The sequence below is a fragment of the Halobacteriovorax sp. YZS-3-1 genome, from assembly GCF_047084945.1.
In the GTDB taxonomy this organism is placed as follows: domain Bacteria; phylum Bdellovibrionota; class Bacteriovoracia; order Bacteriovoracales; family Bacteriovoracaceae; genus Halobacteriovorax_A; species Halobacteriovorax_A vibrionivorans.
This window is the reverse complement of sequence record NZ_JBKIYI010000002.1, coordinates 698,092-715,839: the sequence shown is the minus strand read 5'-3', so window position 1 is coordinate 715,839 and position 17,748 is coordinate 698,092. Positions and strand designations below refer to the sequence as shown.

The following is a 17,748-nucleotide window of genomic DNA, read 5'->3' as shown; positions in this document are numbered from 1 at the left end:
CTATAAAACCCACAATCACAGTTATTGCGGGCAAGAAAAGAACTCTTGTTTATTAATAAAAATTATCAATTTAAAAATATTTACTTTTTTAAAGGACTGAGAGGCAATTATCCTCATCTTCAATTAGGCTTCTACGAACGAAACCTAAAGGCCTGAGCGCCTTCCCGTGTCCTTCGTCATTACCAGTTTTTCTTTTTGGTGCGCGGTGTGCAGGTTTTTGATCCTGTTCAAGTGCACCATAACTAACTAATTGTACTAACTTTTCTGTTTTTTTATTATTCATATACCTACCTTAACACTGTCTGGATTTATTAAGAATTGCTTACCCCACTAATTAGGTTATACCTAACATATTGGTTATAGCGATTTCTTAATTTCGAATGAGCGATTAGCTGCTTGCTCTAAACCTGCCTGAATTCCACTACTTAACTCATCTCGACGAAATCTGTCGATTGCCTCAATCGTCACACCTTTCTTCGATGTCACCTGGCCAATCATATCTTCCAGATCCATATCAGACTTTTGAAGTGCACTCTTGGCACTTCCTCTAAATAGTTGAGCAACTAGAGCTCTTTGATCTTCTTTTTTGACGCCCCACTCTCCTAGGGTTTTCTCCATTGCGGCCATGAAATAATAAATATATGCAGGGCCAGATGCAGAGACGACTGTTACCTGATCAAAAGCATCTTCATTTTCAAGTTCAAATAACATTGAGTTCTTCTTTAGAATTGTACTAAGAAAGTCTTTTTCACTATCTTCAACAGCTGGAGAATAGTGAAGAAGACAAATTCCTTCTCCGTGTTCCATAGGTAAACTCGGCATTAAGCGTATAACCTTAGGTGCGCTTAGAAGTTCACTTACTTTCAATTGACCGATTCCGGCCATAATCGAAATAATCACCTTCTCACTTAAATCAACACCTTCTAGCATTTTGGCCAACTCAGAAAACTGCTGCGGTTTACAACCAATCATAATGTAGTCAGCTTTTGCTACATCTTCTAAGTTTTCTAATACGCTTCCCCCAACTTCCTTAGCAAGTTCTATTGCTCTTGTTTTGCTTGGAGTAAATGTTAGAAACTCAATTCCTTCTTTATTACTATCATTCATTGCGCGTACTACCGCGCCGGCCATGTTTCCACAGCCAATTACTGCAATCTTCTTCATTGAAATCTCCTAGCTTCTAATCTGACCATCACCTACGACTACATAACGAGATGTTGTCATCTGCTCAACACCCATTGGCCCGTAAGCGTGTAGTTTAGTCGTTGAAATACCAAGTTCAGCACCTAGTCCAAGCTGTCCACCGTCATTAAATCTAGTAGAAGCATTTACCATCACACAACTTGCATCAACACTACGTAAGAACGTTTCACAATTTTCTTGGTTATTTGAAACAATACACTCAGAGTGGTTACTACCAAACTCATCAATATGTGAAATCGCTTCATCTAAACTATCAACTGTTTTGATTGAAAGAATATTATCTAAATATTCTGTCGACCAATCTTCATCTTTAGCTGCAACAAAATCTCCCTTTGTTGCTTGAGAAAACTTTTCGTCAACTCTAAGCTCAGTTCCTTTTGCAAGTAAACGCTTAGCAATTTGATCATTAACTTTTGGTAAAATATCTTTATGGATTAGTAATGTTTCAATCGCATTACAAACTCCAGTTCTTTGTGTCTTTGCATTCTCAACAAGATTTACGGCCTTTTCAATATCAGCATCGCTATCAATGTACATATGACATAGCCCTTGATAGTGAGCAATAACAGGCATCTTAGCATTTTCAAAAATATGATTAATCAGTCCATGACCACCACGTGGTACAACTACATCAATTTCTTCTTTAAGAGAAAGAAGACCGTTTAATTGTTCACGACTATCTGATGCTAATACTGAGACTACATTCTTATCAACATACTTTGAAATTGAATCCTGAATAATTTGACCAAGAATCTCATTTGAATGTTTCGCTTCTTTACCACCTTTTAAAATAATGGCATTTGAAGACTTAAGAGCAAGAGCAGCACAATCGACAACGACGTTTGGTCTACTTTCAAAAATCATAAGAATTACACCAATTGGTACTCTTTGTTTCTTTACTCTAAGTCCTAAGTCATTTGTAAATTCATCATAGAAGCTACCGACAATTTCAGGTTGATCCTTGATTGTCTTTACACCTTTGATAATGTCATCAATTCTCTCATCAGATAACTTAAGACGATCAACCATTGCTTTATTTAAATCGTTCTTAAAAGCTTCATCAAGATCGAGCTGATTCTTTTCAAGAATAAGTTTACGATTTGAGTCTAGTCCTTTAATTAGGTCATCAAAGATTAAATCTTTTGTTTCTTTATTAAGCTTTAATAGTTGCTTTGAAGCTTTTCTAACTGTTTTAGCTAATTCTTTCATTTTTATTTTCCTTTATTATATCGTGTTCTAAAATTAAATTAATCGTATGAATGACTTCAATAGATGTTCTAAATCCAATTAAGTCTTCAATCTCATCACTATGGCGTCCTTTAATCTGTTCAACTTCAGTATTTCCATATTCACAAACACCTGAAGCGAATACTTCTCCATCACAGATAATATCCACGCAGTCTCCCTTATAGAATTCTCCGTAAACATCAATAATACCTTTAGGAAGAAGTGACTTACTCTTCTTAAGGGCCTTATAAGCACCGCGATCAACTTCGATGTAGCAATTTGGCTTCTTCATCGATAATAGCCACGCCTTTCTCTCTTCAGGATCATAAGCATTCTTAGGAGCAAAATATGTCCCAAGATCCTTAGTCAGTGGATCAAGAATAATGCGATCAGCATCAAGAGAGCTGATAATTGCCTTAATCCCAAGTGGTGTAATCTTTGTTACAGCATGGACTTTTGACTCCATCCCACCTTTACCGACAGCTGTTTTACCTTGAAAGTTAACCGAATCGAGAACGTCACTTCCAAATGGAACTTCTGCAATTCTCTTAGCATCAGGATAACCTGGGTCTTTGTCATAAAGACCATTAGTTGATGTAATCATTAATAATGCATCAGCGTTAATCATTTGCGCGGTCTGAGCAGCGAGATGATCATTGTCACCCAGAGCAATCTCAGTAAAAGAGATTGAATCATTCTCATTCAAGATTGGTGTAATATTGTTTTTAAGAAGAACATTAATATTCTGCTTAGCATGTAGATTTCTCTTACGATTTCTAAAGTCATCGTGAGTCAATAAAATCTGTGAACAAAGCTTTTCGTTCTCTTCAAATAATCTTGAGTAAGTATTAATTAATTTTGGCTGGCCAATGGCACTTGCTGAATGTTGAAGATCAATCTGCCCCTTTCGTGGTAGATGTTTCTTCAAAAATGACTTTCCAACACTAACGGCACCTGAACTTACCAGAACGACCTCAATACCTGAGTCAATTAATTCAGAAATATCCTCAACTAATTTTCTCAATCTTCTCGTATCTAAGTTACCGTTTTTCTTTGTTATTACGTTACTTCCGACCTTCACAACGATGCGCTTGACACCCTGCAGCTCTTTACGGAGTCTCATTAATTCCCCTTATCTTGGTTTAATAAGAAGATGCCACAAATTAAGGATAACCTAAAGTCAGTATATTACGTATTAGGTTTTACCAAACATGGTGTAGGGGCATTTGAATAAAAATATATGTGACGTATGATGTAGAAAACATGGAGGTATTAATGTTTATAAAAAGAGGAAGTATACAGCGACAGAGCAACGATACAACACCTATTCTGATTAATCCACAAGGTAAGCGCTATGAAGTGAGTTTTTTAGCTGCTTTTATTTGGGATCACCTCGATGGAAGAAGTCCGCTTCAAGAAGTTGTGACAGAAGTACAAAAAGCGGCCCGTATTGAAAAGCCAGGGCTATACAAAGTCGCTGAAAATATTGTTTCAGACCTTAAAAAGGTCGATTTAATAACAGAGACAACTAGTGAAATGAGTCAGCGTTAGTTCGCTAAAACTTACTCGTGATTTATATCGATTAAGGCCACACATTGTTGTGGCCTTTTTTATTTGCCAAGTATTTCCCTCAACATTTACACATCAGGTTAAATTAATTTTTATGAAATATAAAAATAGGTTTTCGCTGTCTTTCAATTTAAGACTATAATGATGTCACATAATTTATTTTTGAATTGGAGTAATTTTGACTACAAAAACAGTAACACTAAGAAAGGTCGAACGTATTAGACCTGATAACTTTGAACAAGAAGATCACTTTTATCCGAAAGCACTAAACTCACAACTACATCCACTAGTGAGTAACTTTTTAAATTTAGATCATGAAAGGATTATTAAAAGGTATAGTCACCTAAATCCTCAAATATGTACTGATACATTAAGAGATATACTTTCATACGAAACTCAGCATTTCTTTTGGGGAGGTTCAGACCTCTTCTATGTTACGACAGAAGCAGGTAACCGCCGTATGGTAATCCTTGAAACAAACTCATGTCCTTCAGGACAAAAGTCAATGCCACCTCGTACTGATGCTGATGAACACCGTGGCTATAAGTTTTTAATTGAAAATTCATTTATCCCAGCATTAAAGAAAAGAAAGAAGCGACTTCCAAAAGGCTCTCTTGCAGTTATTTACGATAAGAACTATATGGAAACTTCTGGTTATGCATCGACAATCGCTGACTTAACTGGAGAAGATGTTTATCTAATTCCCCACTTTCATGGTGAAGAGCAATTCATTACTTTTGAAGATGGTGTAATGCAACTTAAGCTTGAAACTGGTGAGATCATTCCAATTAGAGCAGCATTTCGCTATGTTACCCAGAAGCCATGGAATAGAATTCCTGCAACGACTAAAACATTTATTTATAACTCAACTCGAGTATGCTTAGCTGGTGGACGTAATAAACTCTTAGCAAATAAAGCGTATGAACTTTATAATTCAGAGCTTGCCGAGTCAGGTCTTCGAATCAATATGCCTGAGACAATCAAAGATGTTAACAAGCTTGCCGTTCCACTATGGGTACAGAAGTTTGGAGGTAAGGCCGTTATTAAAATTCCTTATTCAAATGCCGGACAAGGAGTTTTTACTGTAACAAATCAAGATGAATTAGATGCATTTATGCAAATGGATTATCCATATGATCAATTCATTGTACAAAGCTTAATTGGCCACTATGAATGGAGTTCGACGAGTGAGCATGGTAAGTTCTTTCACATTGGAACTGTTCCTAATAAAAAAGGAAATATCTATATTGCTGACTTAAGGCTTATGGTCTACAACTCACCTTCAAAAGGTTTCATGCCTTGTGCAGTTTATGCGCGTCGAGCGAGAAAGCCGCTAGAAGCAGAGTACCCAAAAAATAGTTGGGATGTTTTAGGGACAAACCTTTCTGTTAAAACAGGTGAAAACCAATGGGATTCTGATACATCTAGACTCATGCTTATGGATAGAAAAGATTTTAACTCACTTGGTATTGGTACAGATGATCTAATTGAAGCTTATATACAAACAGTTCTAACAATCGTTGCCATTGATAAAATGGCCCAGTATCTATCAAACAAGAAAGGTGGATTTAAGAAGAAGTTATTTAAAACACTTGATAATGATGAATCATTATTTAATGAAATTATGTTCTAGGAAAAGAAATGAACGATATAAGAATTATTAAAGCAACTGAAGAAATTGATATTAATAGCTATGAGCTGGGAGAAGTTCACAGACTTCAAATTCTTCTTTCAGACAACTCCATGGGGGTACCGTGGAGAATTCCAATCGTCATCATCAGAGGAGTTGAAGACGGGCCAGTATTTGGAATTACTGCGGCCGTACATGGTAATGAGTTAAATGGTATCTCCACAATTTTTAAATTAATTGAAGAATTAGATCCCAAAAAAGTTAAGGGAACATTAATCATGGTTCCTATAAGTAACGTTCCAGGCTACTTAAATAATCAACGCGCCTTTATTGACGGTGTTGACCTAAATCGAATCATGCCAGGAAAACTAGGTGGTAATACAAGTAATATCTATGCTCATTATTTTACGAGCAAGATTATTTCAAAGTTTGACTACTTATTAGATCTTCACACTGCAAGTCATGGCCGTGTAAACAGTCTCTATATTAGAGCTGATCTTGAAAATGAAGAAACAAGAACATTGGCCTTCCTGCAAAATCCACAAATTATTGTACAAAAATACGATGAAAGTGGAACACTTCGTGCTTGGGCAAATGACCAAGGTATTCCAGCTATTACAGTTGAAATTGGAAATCCAAATGCATTTCAACATACGTTAATTGATGAAACCCTTGAAGGAATCAGAAACACACTCCGTTATTATAATATGATCGAAGGTGAAGTTCACGATATGGTTACAGATGCAACGATTTGCGATCATTCATACTGGATATATTCAACGAAAGGTGGAATTGTTGATGTACTACCAAAATTAACTGATCGTATTAAGAAAGGACAAGTTATCGCTAAGGTATATGATGTCTTTGGACAAGTTAAAGAAGTTATCTGTGCAAACAAGAAAGGAATTGTCATTGGTAAGAATGTAAGACCTAACTGCGAAGCAGGAACAAGGATCTTACACTTGGGTGTTGATTTTATGGCCCCAGACCCAGAAGATATTCCAGGTCATGATGATTACGAAATTACAGAAAAATAAAAAAAGGGCCATTCATGTGGCCCTTTTCTTATAAATTCATATTTAATGTCAAACCTACATTCGTTCGATCTGCTCGTATATCCTCTGCGATAAAACGAATATTTGGCGCTATCGAAATATCACGATTGAAGAAATAAGTTCCTGCGATAGTCTGTTGCAATACTCGCTTTTCCATTTCACTCTCTCTTCTCATTTGATAACGAGAATAAATGTCAGAGATAAGTCGAATTGAAATATTTCTTCTCAGGTACATTTCTGTCGATAAACTGAGCTGGTAAGTTCTCTCTGTTTGATATGGTAGTAATGACATATCAAAACCCATATACTTTGTTTTTGATTTATTAAAAAAGTATTGTGTAAAAGTTGCTGATGCAGCGATATAGGCAAATTTAGCTATTCGATAGGCCATGGCCTGAGAAAAAGCTGCAGCACCTTGATACCCATAATCTTTTTCAGTACCACGAGTTACGTGTTGGTATTTAACAAATGATACATTTTGTAATTCACCAAGATTATAAGTTTTAAAGTATGAGAGTACAGGATTATCAATATCTAATTCTTGTGAATTATCATCAAATTCTTTTTGAATAGTTGAAGTTGAAGCCGTGTGATTTGAATGAAATGGAGTTGCCATATACATACCGGCCTGAAGAGAAATATTGTCAGATTTAGTTAATCGATACTTTGCTCCAAACACACCAGAGATATTTGAAAGAGACGGTGTCCCTTGCGCATTTTTAATATTTGGTCTTTCAGCACTTGTTAGATCATTTATCGCTCCGCCTTTATAAGCGAATGTTGAATAAAATGACCACCTTTTTAAAGAGCCCGATAAAGTCTTAAGCGTTGGGTTTTCAATAACCTCTTCTTTTGTATCAAAAGATGATGCCTTTTTTACTTCTTTTTTTGAATTTGCTACTGGTGCAGCAAAAGTCATACTTGATACTAATATCAATGTTAAAATTTTCATTTTATACTCCATTTATTTAAAAAAGCTTAAAAAGCTTTCTCCTGTATTTTGTGTATTATAAGTTGTCTCATTCGTTAAATCGTTAGCGATCATTGCGGATCTCCAAGACATCAAGCTTGTTTGAGGATCGGCTATACCGTGGCCATGGCGACTAAAATTCATTGTATAAATCTTTCCAGAATTAATATTTGTTAAAAGGCTATAGTCTTGATTAACAATCACTCTTCCTTGATGATCTTTTTGAATAACATCGGTTAATGAATCTAAAAATTTTGGCAGAACGCTTTTAAAGCCTGTTGCTAAAATAACAATATCTGCTTTAAATAACTCCTCACTTTCTGACATTAAATTATCAACTAATAATGAGTAATTACTTCCATTATTCTCTATACCTTTAAGCCAGCGCATTGGCGCAATTTTATATTCAGGTAACTTCTTTAAGTAAAATTTATCTAAATAAAGTTCATTATACATCTCTTGCAAATATTGAGGAGTATTGCCATCACTTGCCAGAAGCTGTGCTTGAGTATAGCTATCTTTTTGTTCTTGAGGTAAGGAATGAAAGTTTAAAACAAATTCAGGTGTGAAAATTTCATTTGTAAATGGAGCCTCATCTAATGGCTGCAGGTTCTGTCGCCCACTTAATAAAGTGACACTCTCAACTCTGCCCCACATACCATTTAAAGAGTTTCTAAATGTCTCAACTCCAGTTTGTCCTCCACCGATAATAACAACTCTCTTACCTTCAAGATTTAAGTTTTTCATGTACTTTGACTTAGCATGAAATACCTTGTCAGAAAGATGTGATTGAGCACACTTTGGAATATTCTTAGTTGGACCAGAGGCAACACAAATATTCTTTGAAAAATAAGAACCATCTTCTTTTATTACTTCAAATTTTTCACCATCATGTTTAATGTCAATCACATTAGAATTAAAGTCGATATCTTGGGCAAGTTTTTTTGAAACCCATTTACAATAGTCTTGAAATTCATAACGGTTAATGGCCTTACGATCAGTATTTAGGAAATGATAGAATTGTCCATTTTCCGTTAAATAATTTAAAAAGCTAAACTCACTTCTTGGATCCACAGGGGTAACTAAATCCTTGAGAAAAGATGTTTGCATCATAGCATCACCAAACATTAATTCCGGATGCCAGCTAAACTCAGACTTATTGTCTAGAAACTTTTTACTAACATTATTAAGGGGATTTAATAATGCTGCTAAACTAAGATTAAAAGGACCTAAGCCTATACCTACAATATCATATGTCGTCTTCATCACTTACCTCTACTTATCCGACAAAAGGGGATTTTTTATATTATTACCAAGCATTGGCTTTAAACGTTGCGCTGTCTCACTATAACCAGCAACAAATCGCACAGAATTAACCAATACTTTTTCAAATTCTACTTTTAATAAATTTATATTCTCACTAATATTCTTACCGGCTTGATAATTTGAGATCACTCTACCGAGTAAGTGATAGAAGTCTCTTTCTTTATAATCTAAATTTTCTTCAACAACTCTTGAGAAGTAACGAAGAACCGTTACAAAATGACCTGTAATAAGATCATGGATTAAATACTCAGGGACAAGCGTATCAAGAGAGACTCCAAAGTCCTCATTTATATGCTTAGAATTTGAGGCCATTCTAAAGTCGCCATGAAAGTCTTTTATAATTAACTTCTGAGGAGCTCCATTTTTTAAGATGACAATAGTATTCTGCCCATGAGCGACTAGTCCTAGTCCATGTTCGGCCTGAAGATGATAAAGAGGGATAACCACTGATTCAAAGTATTGTTTTAACCATTCTTCACACGTAAGTCTTGATTGCTTAATGTACTCAGCTACAAGGGAGCCCTTATCATTTGAAAATAATAAGGCGGCCGTTGGTATAGCAATTTCATTATCCCCTAACTTTGACTCAACACTTTCGCGCCAAACACATCCTAATAATTCTTTATAACGATAAGATCCGCCAGAAATCCGATCAAACTCTGGCATTGGACAGCTAATCGCTGCGACTTCCTTTAGTACTATTACCTTATCTTTGAGAATATTATCGTCTGCGATGATCTTTTCAATTTTTTCAGATAGACGATGGCCATCCTTAATATATTTTTGAGGAATCCCTCTTACACACGAAGTATTAAGGATGGAAATCGCTAGTTTTAGATCATACTGACTCCCCTCAGTATCTGAAGACAAAGTACGAATAGATACTTGAGGGGTATAAGTTGATCCTAACTCTCCAAGAGAGATAATTATATTTTTATAGATAAGCGGCGCAAATTGAATACTGATATACTTATTCCATTGCCATGGATGAACTGGAACGAGTAAGTAATCATCAAAATTGAGATCATAACTTGCAATCTTTTCTTTGATTTCTTTAAGCTCAGTCTCATCAAATGAATCTGAATACAATGTTGAAAAAGCTAATTGTGTCTCATCTAGGCCCCAGATAAGATTGTTCTTTGCGATTGCGCACCAATGAACTTGATAACTATTACGTGACTCAGGAGCATATTTTTCTAATTCGCTCTTTCCCCATCCTAGACGTCCTTTATTCATAATGATTTTTGGATGCCCAGATAGGATTTGATCAACAGATTTAAAGTTATATTTTGCAATTTCTTCAATATTTATATTTTTTAATGTCTCATTTAAAATGAGATCACCATAAATTGTCTGGTTCCCTTCCTCAATAAATTGAGCAAGAGTATCATCAGACATTTTACAAATATCTTGAACTTCATAAAAGAAGTCTGCCAATGTATACTCTTTTACGACTTTACCATTACTATATTTTCTAAAGGACTCTTCTTCTATTTGGAGATTATCCCAAACACTTATACGTCCAAGAAATGTATAATAAACTTCTTCAGATATCTTTAAATAGAAATGACTATGATTATATTCAATATCAAATAACTCTTCATATTGAAGTTCTTCAATGGCCTTTATAATAAGCTTCTTATGAAGATTAAAGAATTCATGACTATTCATTTGTATTCTCCATATAAAAAAGCTCTCGACTAGCTTTTAAGAGATTAGATCTTTTATGAGGAAAATCGAAAACACCTTCATGAGACCAGCCAGGAAGTAGTTCAGCTAACTTTAAAACCTTTTTATTATCTTCACGTGGCTCTCCCCAAATACTTTGAGTGCGCTTATCATCTTCAAAGATAAACTTTGTTAAATGAAAGATAGATTCATAAACTGCTTTTGTTCTTAAGTACTTCTCTTCACCAATTAAGATATGAATTCCACGATCAAAGATATTGGCATCACAATATGGGGCAATACGATCATCAAATGCCCAATAAACTTCAAAATATCCTGCCTGTTGGCCATTGATATCGACAATTATTGGTAATTGAAATGGTGAAGACTTAAGGCCTTGAATATATTTTGCCAATTCATCTTTTGAGAAATTCATTTCCCAAAACTCATAGATATACTCTTTATTATGCCACTCATGGAATTTATCAATATCTTTATCTAAATCAAATGCACGAAGAGATATCGTTTGGCCAGAGTGAGTCCTGCACTCATAAAGAGTCCCTTGATATTGACGAGGTCGTCTTAGAAGAGAAACTATTGGGTTTTCGATTTGGTTATAAATATCCCAAGGGTTAGCTATTGTATTTTCATTAATATTACTAATACAGCATCTAAAGTTTCCTTTTTGAAAAAGAGTTTCTGATTCAAGGAGAAATTTAAGAAAGGATGACTTTTTATATCCCTTAAAAATAAAATTTCTAAATTGATTTAAATGAAAGATCTCTGCTTTCTTATCTCCATTAGCGAGAGATATGATTGTATTAAAAACTGAATTTATTATTAAATAATAAGTATAAACCTTATTTACATCATCTGGATTTAAAATATTCCCCTTAGTCTTGCTAATAAAATCATATTTTTTGCCAAACTTCTCAACACTCTTAGAAGTGAAGCCAGTTCCCTGACAATCACGATAGACTGCACCAATAGGCAGGCCATCTTTCATTCTTAAGATAATATTTTGCATATGAGCACCTAGAAGTACTCCATGCTCCTCTGAGAGCTTAATAAACTCTCCAACTACATTTTCAAGAAAAGCTGAAAACCAATTCTTACGAGCTAAAAAGAAATTACCAGTTTCAAGTTTTAGGTTTTTAGCATTTTCTTCTACTAACGTCGTTAAGTGAGACTTTCCAGTATATGGATTCTCTTCGGCCAGTGTTGCTAAGAGTAGACAATTATCACTTGCAAAATTCTCTCGTAATTGAATCGTTGATTCTATTATTGCACTTCCATCATTATTTTTAAGTGCAACATAAAATGGCTCATACAGGACTTTAAATTTCTGGCTAAATTCATCGACCTTTTCATTTTTAAAAACAGTCTCCATTTGCATACCGCGAATGGCCTCTTCAGGCTGAAGATGACGAATTGAATTAGTGAGCTTTACATCCATTGAATACTTAACTAAGTACGGAGCATCTTTTGAATATAGTGATCGAAGAGATGAAAGAGCACACCATTTTCTTCTCCCCTGTGAAATTTTTGTGATAAGTCCACTTTGTAAGAGGGTCTCGACTTCATTCTTTTTGGCCAAACGACTCCATTGCCATGGATGCATAGGTATATAAATATAGTCCTCTTCAAGTTCTTCAAGGTCAAAATTGGCCAATTCATTCATGGCCTTATGAACATTTATAATGTCACCATTTGTATAAATGACAGAAGAATGGCACTTAAGCCAAATTAAATTAAACTCATTTTTAAATTCTGGTGAATATAACCTCATATCCTCTTTGTTCATTCCATTTTTACATTTTGGGTATGGATGAAACGGATGGCCTAAGAGCATCAATTGTTCACTTGAGAGATAGTCATCAATTATAATGTCTTTATTTTCATATTCTCTTAAAATAAGTTCCATATTATTTCGAGAGTTCAAAACATTATGAATAAATGATGTATCTACTTCATTAAATCTTTCACATAGAATGGGTAGCATTTCATCAAAAGAAACTTCCTCATTGTTAAACAAGATCTTACCTGAATAGCGGTGACCACCTAGCGGAGAATATGCAGCTAATTCAAAGGTCAAACAATTCAATTCATTGACTTCAACGATAAGTGCATCATTTGAAAACTTAATAAAATTCTCTTGTGAATAATCACGTGCCAAAGAATTAATAAGAGAGCGGATACTGTACTTATTTGCTAATATTCTTGGATTAGAGCTAATCATTACTTACTCCAACATAGGCTTTACTCAACTTTAGGCGAGAGTTTTTTACAATCATGTAAACAGAGAAAAATGTTAAAATTGAAAATATAAAAATTATATAAACGTCTAAATTAAGCTTAATTATTGTCCCTGCAGAGATGGCCCCAATAGCATTACCTAACGTTTGATAAAAACTTATCTTACTTGCCACAATACTTTTTTTATCTGTGACATATTGTCCATAAATAAATCCCATATAATAAACTGGGATGATTGCCGCTCCGATTGCAAATAATAAAATGAAAGCAACTAGAGTTGTGATACTAGTAATTAGTGTAAATGCATAAAAGCTAGCAATGAGTGAGACAACACCAAAAGTTATGAAAATGTATGATTCAAGAAGTTTATATTTTTTTATTATAAATTGAATAAGGACAAGACAAAGTGTAGCTAAAGTTAAAGACCAATAAATAGTGGCCGACTGTTTTGTTGCCTCTTCAAATATAGAACTTACAGCTTTTGTAATTCCTGTATTATAGAATGATGATATAAGAGTAAAAAATAAAGGAATTAAAAACAAAGGCTTAAACCTTACTTTCTTATCTTTTATTTCATCACTTTCTTCTTTGTAGTCTTTTTCACAAAGAAGAATTCCTTTTCCTGCTCGCTCCCATCCATTCAAAGATACTGCAATAATGAATACCATTAAGATCACTAAACTCATACTTAAGTTAAATGCGAATACACCACCTAAAATTAATCCAAAAAGACGGCCAATATTTAAGAACATTGTTGTATTAAGAACACCATCGCTAGATTTAGTGTGAAAACGTAAATTAATTAATTGAGAGAATGGAACAATGCTACTTGCAGTTGAGGCATGGATAATTCTTGATATGATGAATAGCCCAAATGCAGCGATTGGACTACTCACAAGAAATGCCAGTAAGAGAAACCCATAAGAGAAGAAAATCCCAAAGAGTCCCACTCGATATACCGTAACTGGACTTAAACTATTAAATAAATTTCCCCAAACTCTTGTCATCAAAAGAAAGTGAAAAATTGAAAGTCCATAAAAAATAATAATTGTCGTAATATTTAAATTTGTTGCTTCTGAGATCATTGGAAGAAGTCCCAACAATATCATTTGTGAAGCGCCAAAGATGAAGCATAATAAGGAGATGGCCTTAACAAATTTATTATTAATTTGAAATTGTGAACTCATGAGACTTCTTTCCTTACTACTTTATCTTTTAGACGAAGAGTAAAGCTAAGAATATCCTTCCATGAAATTCCTAAGTAAATAAGAAAGAGTCCACTTAGTGGCCAATTATAATCAGAGGAGACAATGAAAATAATAAAAATAAATGCGCTTGGTAAAACGATCTCATTTAAAGAGATATTCACATCATTTAAAGTCGAGCCATCATACATTTTTGATGTAGAACTAAGTAATCGTTTTCTAAATAAGAAAATATAAATTCCACTGATTGGAATAAATGAAATGACTAATCCTAAAATACTCCAAATGACCTTTAAGATCACCCCACCATAATCACCAAAGTGTAGTGGTTCAGATAGAATAAGTAATTCTAGATACCAAGGTAGTGAAACAGTTCTAATTAAACTTCCTGTGATAGCATCAACATAAGCAATTTCATGATGATGCTCTTCATTTTCCATTAGAATCACAAAGTGATTTGGAACCGAAAATTCATTATCTGGAAATGAGATAAAGTCATATTCAAGATGTGGCAGCTTTTCTTTTAGCTCATCATAGATATCTAAAACTGAAACATAAGTGGCATTTTCAATAACTCTTGCATTTTCTTGTTGAGCACGAACATTATCTCTTAAGAAGAGGCCTATCAGTGTACTATTGAAAGCAAGAATTGTTCCTGTAAATGTCACGATCAATAGCCAAGCACATGTCTTAACTCCAATTATCTTATGGAAGCGACCTAAGAGAATTCGAGAATTCATATTCCTTATATTTCGGTAGAATTTATTAGAAATAAGAGCACCACTAAAAAGTGCAATTAAAAAGAAAAGCCCTATTAGTCCAATTAAGATCTTCCCCTTACCTCCTAGGAGAAGTTCTCGGTGAAGCTTTAGAATGAAATCGATAACTTTATTAGAAGTTTGTGATTTAACATCTTCCTTATCGATTGCATTACCTGCCATATCAAATTTAAGACGTGTGGCACCTTTAAACTTTTCGATACCTGGCTCGGTTACTCTGGCATTAATATCACCATCATCACCTTTAAAAATAGAAAGGACTTTCTTACCTTCATACTTAGTGGAAATGAAATTTTCAATTTTTGAAAGAGATGATTTTTCTGAAATAAATGACGTTCTTTGTTCAACAGCTTGTACAGGTGCGAGCTCGTGTCTCCATACCAACACAACACCAGTAAGTCCTAAAATTAAGAAATTCACGGCCAAAACAAGGCCAAGGATTCTATGTATTTTTAAAAGTTTTCTAATTAATGAGCTCATATCTAAAATAAAAACAGGGCCGATCAAATTTCTTTGAAGGGCCCTGCTTCATATCAAGGATTTTTTTATAGTCTTTTATAAACCATAAAATCGATTCCAATATGTGTTGCACCAGCTCCACAAACTTCAGCAGCTCCAGCAGCAGGAACCATTAGTGTTGCGTGGTGAGGGTGTCCCCAGTATAGGTAGTCATTGTACTCAAGCTGAGAATCAAGGATTGCCTTACCTTCTGAACAGTCAGCAGCGGCATCAACTTTTGAGAAAGCTCTTGATTCAAGAAGTTCGATTGTTGACGCATCGTTATCAGCAAAAAGAAGTGAAGAGTAAGAACATTCAACACCATTTGCATTTTCAAAAGTTGCTTTAATTAAAACATTATCAAGTGTGTAATCAGTCGATAGGTCACCCCATACTACATTCATCCCAGAGTGAGATGAAGGTGCATTTGTATACTCAGAGTAAGCTCCACATACATAACCTTTGTTAGCAGCAAGCCATCTCTCACCTTCAAGAACTAGGTCAGTTTGAGCAAAAGTTGTAATTGAAAGTAATGAAACAAGTGCAATAAGTGATTTTTTAAACATGTTATTCTCCTTAAATTTAATACTTTTGTTAGTATGGAGAATAATTATCGCCACCAGTTTGATAAGTCAAACAAATATCGGCAACACTAAACAAATGATTACGTACTCAAAATAAAAAAAGGAGGCTAAAACCTCCTTTTTTCATAAAATCAGATAGTTATAATCTTCTCTAGCTTAATATAATTGTTGTAAATAGTGTATGAACTCGCATATGGTCCTCCTTTTTTATGTGACCAGTATATGAGTTGATATAGTTACTAGCGAATAATTTCTTGGAAGAGCTGTTTGAAGGCACCGAAATAAGCTTTGAGTTCCGACTTTTTAGAATGCCCATATGAAGACAAGTAAAATATTATGTTGCGGCGATGAAAAGCGTGCGCCCAGTCATAGGCCGTCATCTTATTTGAATTTTCAATTTCAATATTAGATCCATTTTGAATCAGTAATTTAAAAAGGCTCAAATCCCCTTTTTGTGCGGCCTTCATAAGAGGTGTATTGCCAAGATGATCAAGACAATTCGGATTTGCACCGGAGTTTAACAATGTGTGTGCAAACGAACGATGCCCATTTTCAACAGCGACGTGAAGTGGTGTTTGGCCTTTTTGGTTTCTTACCTCTAAATTAATCTCTGATACAGAAAGTAATAAAATGCTTAGCTCCTGAACATTTCCTCTCTGGGCCCATTTAAAGATTCGCCTATCACTCATTAACATCTCCCTAAAATAAAATTTTAATCACCTGTATAGGAAGAAGAAACTTAATTATGTTAAATTTAGCGCGGAACGCATCATCGTATTTTATTGAATATCAAGGTTTTGTTAAGAAATTATTTGATCTTTTACGTCGTTCTTTAGACAATAGTACCCTAATTAAAAACATACACATGGAGTGAAAATGAGAAATTTAGTTAAAAGCTCAAAGCTACTTATGCTTCTTCTAGCAGTGGCAATGGCAGCACCTGCTCAAGCGCAAGAAGAATCAAACAAGGAAGACATTGATAGTGAAATTACAAACGCAAGACTTAGAGCACAGTCTGGTTCAAAGTCTGACTACTCTTTATCTCTATCAATGGGATACAACGGTGGTACACTAGATGATATCTTTGGTGAAGAGAGACCAGATATCTACGGTGATCCAGAAACAGAAACAAAAACATCTTTTGGTGGTTCATTCTCAGGAAGATACCGTTTCAACAAAAATGACAGTATGACTGTTGGTGCAGGTTTTTCTGTACTAAACCCATGGGGACATTCAGAAGGTAACGTTGATAATCCATATATCGGTTACTCAAGAATTTACAAAATTGGTGACTTCCAAACTTCAACTTCTGCAGACGTAACTTTTGGTACAGCTGAATCTTACAAGAATGTAGACCTTAGACAAGTTGTAAGTGCATCACACAATATGATGAAGAACTTTGAAGGAACTAACCTTACTATCGGTGCTTCAGTTTCATTAAGTGCATACTTCTATGGAAATGAGCCAGAAACAGTAGTTCCAAAAGATGCTCTTACTGAACTAGCAGTAGGTTTCTACCCACAACTAGAGTACAGATTCAATGAAATGTTCTCTTTTAGAACAGTATTTGGTTACTTCAACTACCAAAAATCAAGAGGTGAAGATTCAAACTTCTTAAGAGCATATGAATACCAATCAGTTGGTGTAGGAATTTCTGTAACAAGAGATATCTACGTATATCCAAATATTCAGTTCCTTGCTGATGATCTTGACTCAGACAAGACAAACTTTGCAATCTCTGCAGATATCAATATTCTTTAATCAAGTTAAAGTTTATA

General features: G+C 34.6%; 16 protein-coding genes. 4 read left to right on the top strand and 12 right to left on the bottom strand.

What is annotated here, in order from left to right:
* Positions 1-88 precede the first annotated feature (88 nt).
* The 4 genes from ACMAZI_RS13440 to proB all read right to left on the bottom strand — a co-directional run bounded on the left by ACMAZI_RS13440 (position 89) and on the right by proB (position 3,553).
* Positions 89-283: a hypothetical protein gene (locus tag ACMAZI_RS13440; RefSeq protein ID WP_115360925.1), complete on the bottom strand. Its 195-nt coding sequence runs from the start codon at positions 281-283 to the stop codon at positions 89-91.
* A gap of 74 nt (positions 284-357) precedes the next feature.
* On the bottom strand, positions 358-1,164 hold the full coding sequence (locus tag ACMAZI_RS13435; RefSeq protein WP_120404461.1) for a pyrroline-5-carboxylate reductase family protein: 807 nt from the start codon (positions 1,162-1,164) through the stop codon (positions 358-360).
* 9 nt (positions 1,165-1,173) lie between these two features.
* Positions 1,174-2,412 (bottom strand): glutamate-5-semialdehyde dehydrogenase, encoded by a 1,239-nt coding sequence (locus ACMAZI_RS13430; protein ID WP_115360929.1) that lies wholly within the window; start codon positions 2,410-2,412, stop codon positions 1,174-1,176.
* Positions 2,396-3,553: a glutamate 5-kinase gene (proB, locus tag ACMAZI_RS13425; RefSeq protein ID WP_115360931.1), complete on the bottom strand. Its 1,158-nt coding sequence runs from the start codon at positions 3,551-3,553 to the stop codon at positions 2,396-2,398. The genes ACMAZI_RS13430 and proB overlap by 17 nt, the downstream gene beginning before the upstream one ends.
* Positions 3,554-3,705: 152 nt before the next feature.
* Here proB and ACMAZI_RS13420 point away from each other — a divergent pair, with 152 nt between their 5' ends.
* The 3 genes from ACMAZI_RS13420 to ACMAZI_RS13410 all read left to right on the top strand — a co-directional run bounded on the left by ACMAZI_RS13420 (position 3,706) and on the right by ACMAZI_RS13410 (position 6,666).
* Positions 3,706-3,981 (top strand): PqqD family protein, encoded by a 276-nt coding sequence (locus tag ACMAZI_RS13420; protein WP_162929553.1) that lies wholly within the window; start codon positions 3,706-3,708, stop codon positions 3,979-3,981.
* 196 nt (positions 3,982-4,177) lie between these two features.
* Positions 4,178-5,632: a hypothetical protein gene (locus ACMAZI_RS13415; RefSeq protein ID WP_205570972.1), complete on the top strand. Its 1,455-nt coding sequence runs from the start codon at positions 4,178-4,180 to the stop codon at positions 5,630-5,632.
* A gap of 8 nt (positions 5,633-5,640) precedes the next feature.
* Complete coding sequence (locus ACMAZI_RS13410; RefSeq protein WP_115360936.1) at positions 5,641-6,666, top strand: succinylglutamate desuccinylase/aspartoacylase family protein; 1,026 nt, start codon at positions 5,641-5,643, stop codon at positions 6,664-6,666.
* Between the two features lie 28 nt (positions 6,667-6,694).
* Here the strand turns inward: ACMAZI_RS13410 and ACMAZI_RS13405 are convergent, their stop codons facing one another.
* The 8 genes from ACMAZI_RS13405 to ACMAZI_RS13370 form a co-directional block, all read right to left on the bottom strand.
* On the bottom strand, positions 6,695-7,636 hold the full coding sequence (locus ACMAZI_RS13405; protein ID WP_133296911.1) for a hypothetical protein: 942 nt from the start codon (positions 7,634-7,636) through the stop codon (positions 6,695-6,697).
* Positions 7,637-7,648: 12 nt separating this feature from the next.
* Positions 7,649-8,920 carry a lysine N(6)-hydroxylase/L-ornithine N(5)-oxygenase family protein gene (locus ACMAZI_RS13400; RefSeq protein WP_412474431.1) on the bottom strand — a complete coding sequence of 424 codons (1,272 nt, stop codon included), beginning with the start codon at positions 8,918-8,920 and terminating at the stop codon, positions 7,649-7,651.
* Between the two features lie 9 nt (positions 8,921-8,929).
* Positions 8,930-10,651 (bottom strand): IucA/IucC family protein, encoded by a 1,722-nt coding sequence (locus ACMAZI_RS13395; protein WP_412474296.1) that lies wholly within the window; start codon positions 10,649-10,651, stop codon positions 8,930-8,932.
* Positions 10,644-12,887: a GNAT family N-acetyltransferase gene (locus tag ACMAZI_RS13390; RefSeq protein WP_412474295.1), complete on the bottom strand. Its 2,244-nt coding sequence runs from the start codon at positions 12,885-12,887 to the stop codon at positions 10,644-10,646. Before ACMAZI_RS13390 ends, ACMAZI_RS13395 begins: the two co-directional genes overlap by 8 nt.
* Complete coding sequence (locus ACMAZI_RS13385) at positions 12,880-14,091, bottom strand: hypothetical protein (RefSeq protein WP_412474294.1); 1,212 nt, start codon at positions 14,089-14,091, stop codon at positions 12,880-12,882. Before ACMAZI_RS13385 ends, ACMAZI_RS13390 begins: the two co-directional genes overlap by 8 nt.
* Entirely contained in the window at positions 14,088-15,368 is a 1,281-nt protein-coding gene (locus ACMAZI_RS13380) for a PepSY-associated TM helix domain-containing protein (RefSeq protein WP_412474293.1), read from the bottom strand. The genes ACMAZI_RS13385 and ACMAZI_RS13380 overlap by 4 nt, the downstream gene beginning before the upstream one ends.
* Before the next feature lie 65 nt (positions 15,369-15,433).
* Positions 15,434-15,952: a hypothetical protein gene (locus ACMAZI_RS13375; protein WP_412474292.1), complete on the bottom strand. Its 519-nt coding sequence runs from the start codon at positions 15,950-15,952 to the stop codon at positions 15,434-15,436.
* Positions 15,953-16,209: 257 nt separating this feature from the next.
* A complete protein-coding gene (locus tag ACMAZI_RS13370; protein WP_412474291.1) occupies positions 16,210-16,659 on the bottom strand; it encodes an ankyrin repeat domain-containing protein in 450 nt (149 codons plus the stop codon).
* 187 nt (positions 16,660-16,846) lie between these two features.
* On the opposite strand from ACMAZI_RS13370, the gene ACMAZI_RS13365 reads away from it, so the two are divergent.
* Positions 16,847-17,731 carry a hypothetical protein gene (locus tag ACMAZI_RS13365; RefSeq protein WP_412474290.1) on the top strand — a complete coding sequence of 295 codons (885 nt, stop codon included), beginning with the start codon at positions 16,847-16,849 and terminating at the stop codon, positions 17,729-17,731.
* Positions 17,732-17,748: the final 17 nt, after the last annotated feature.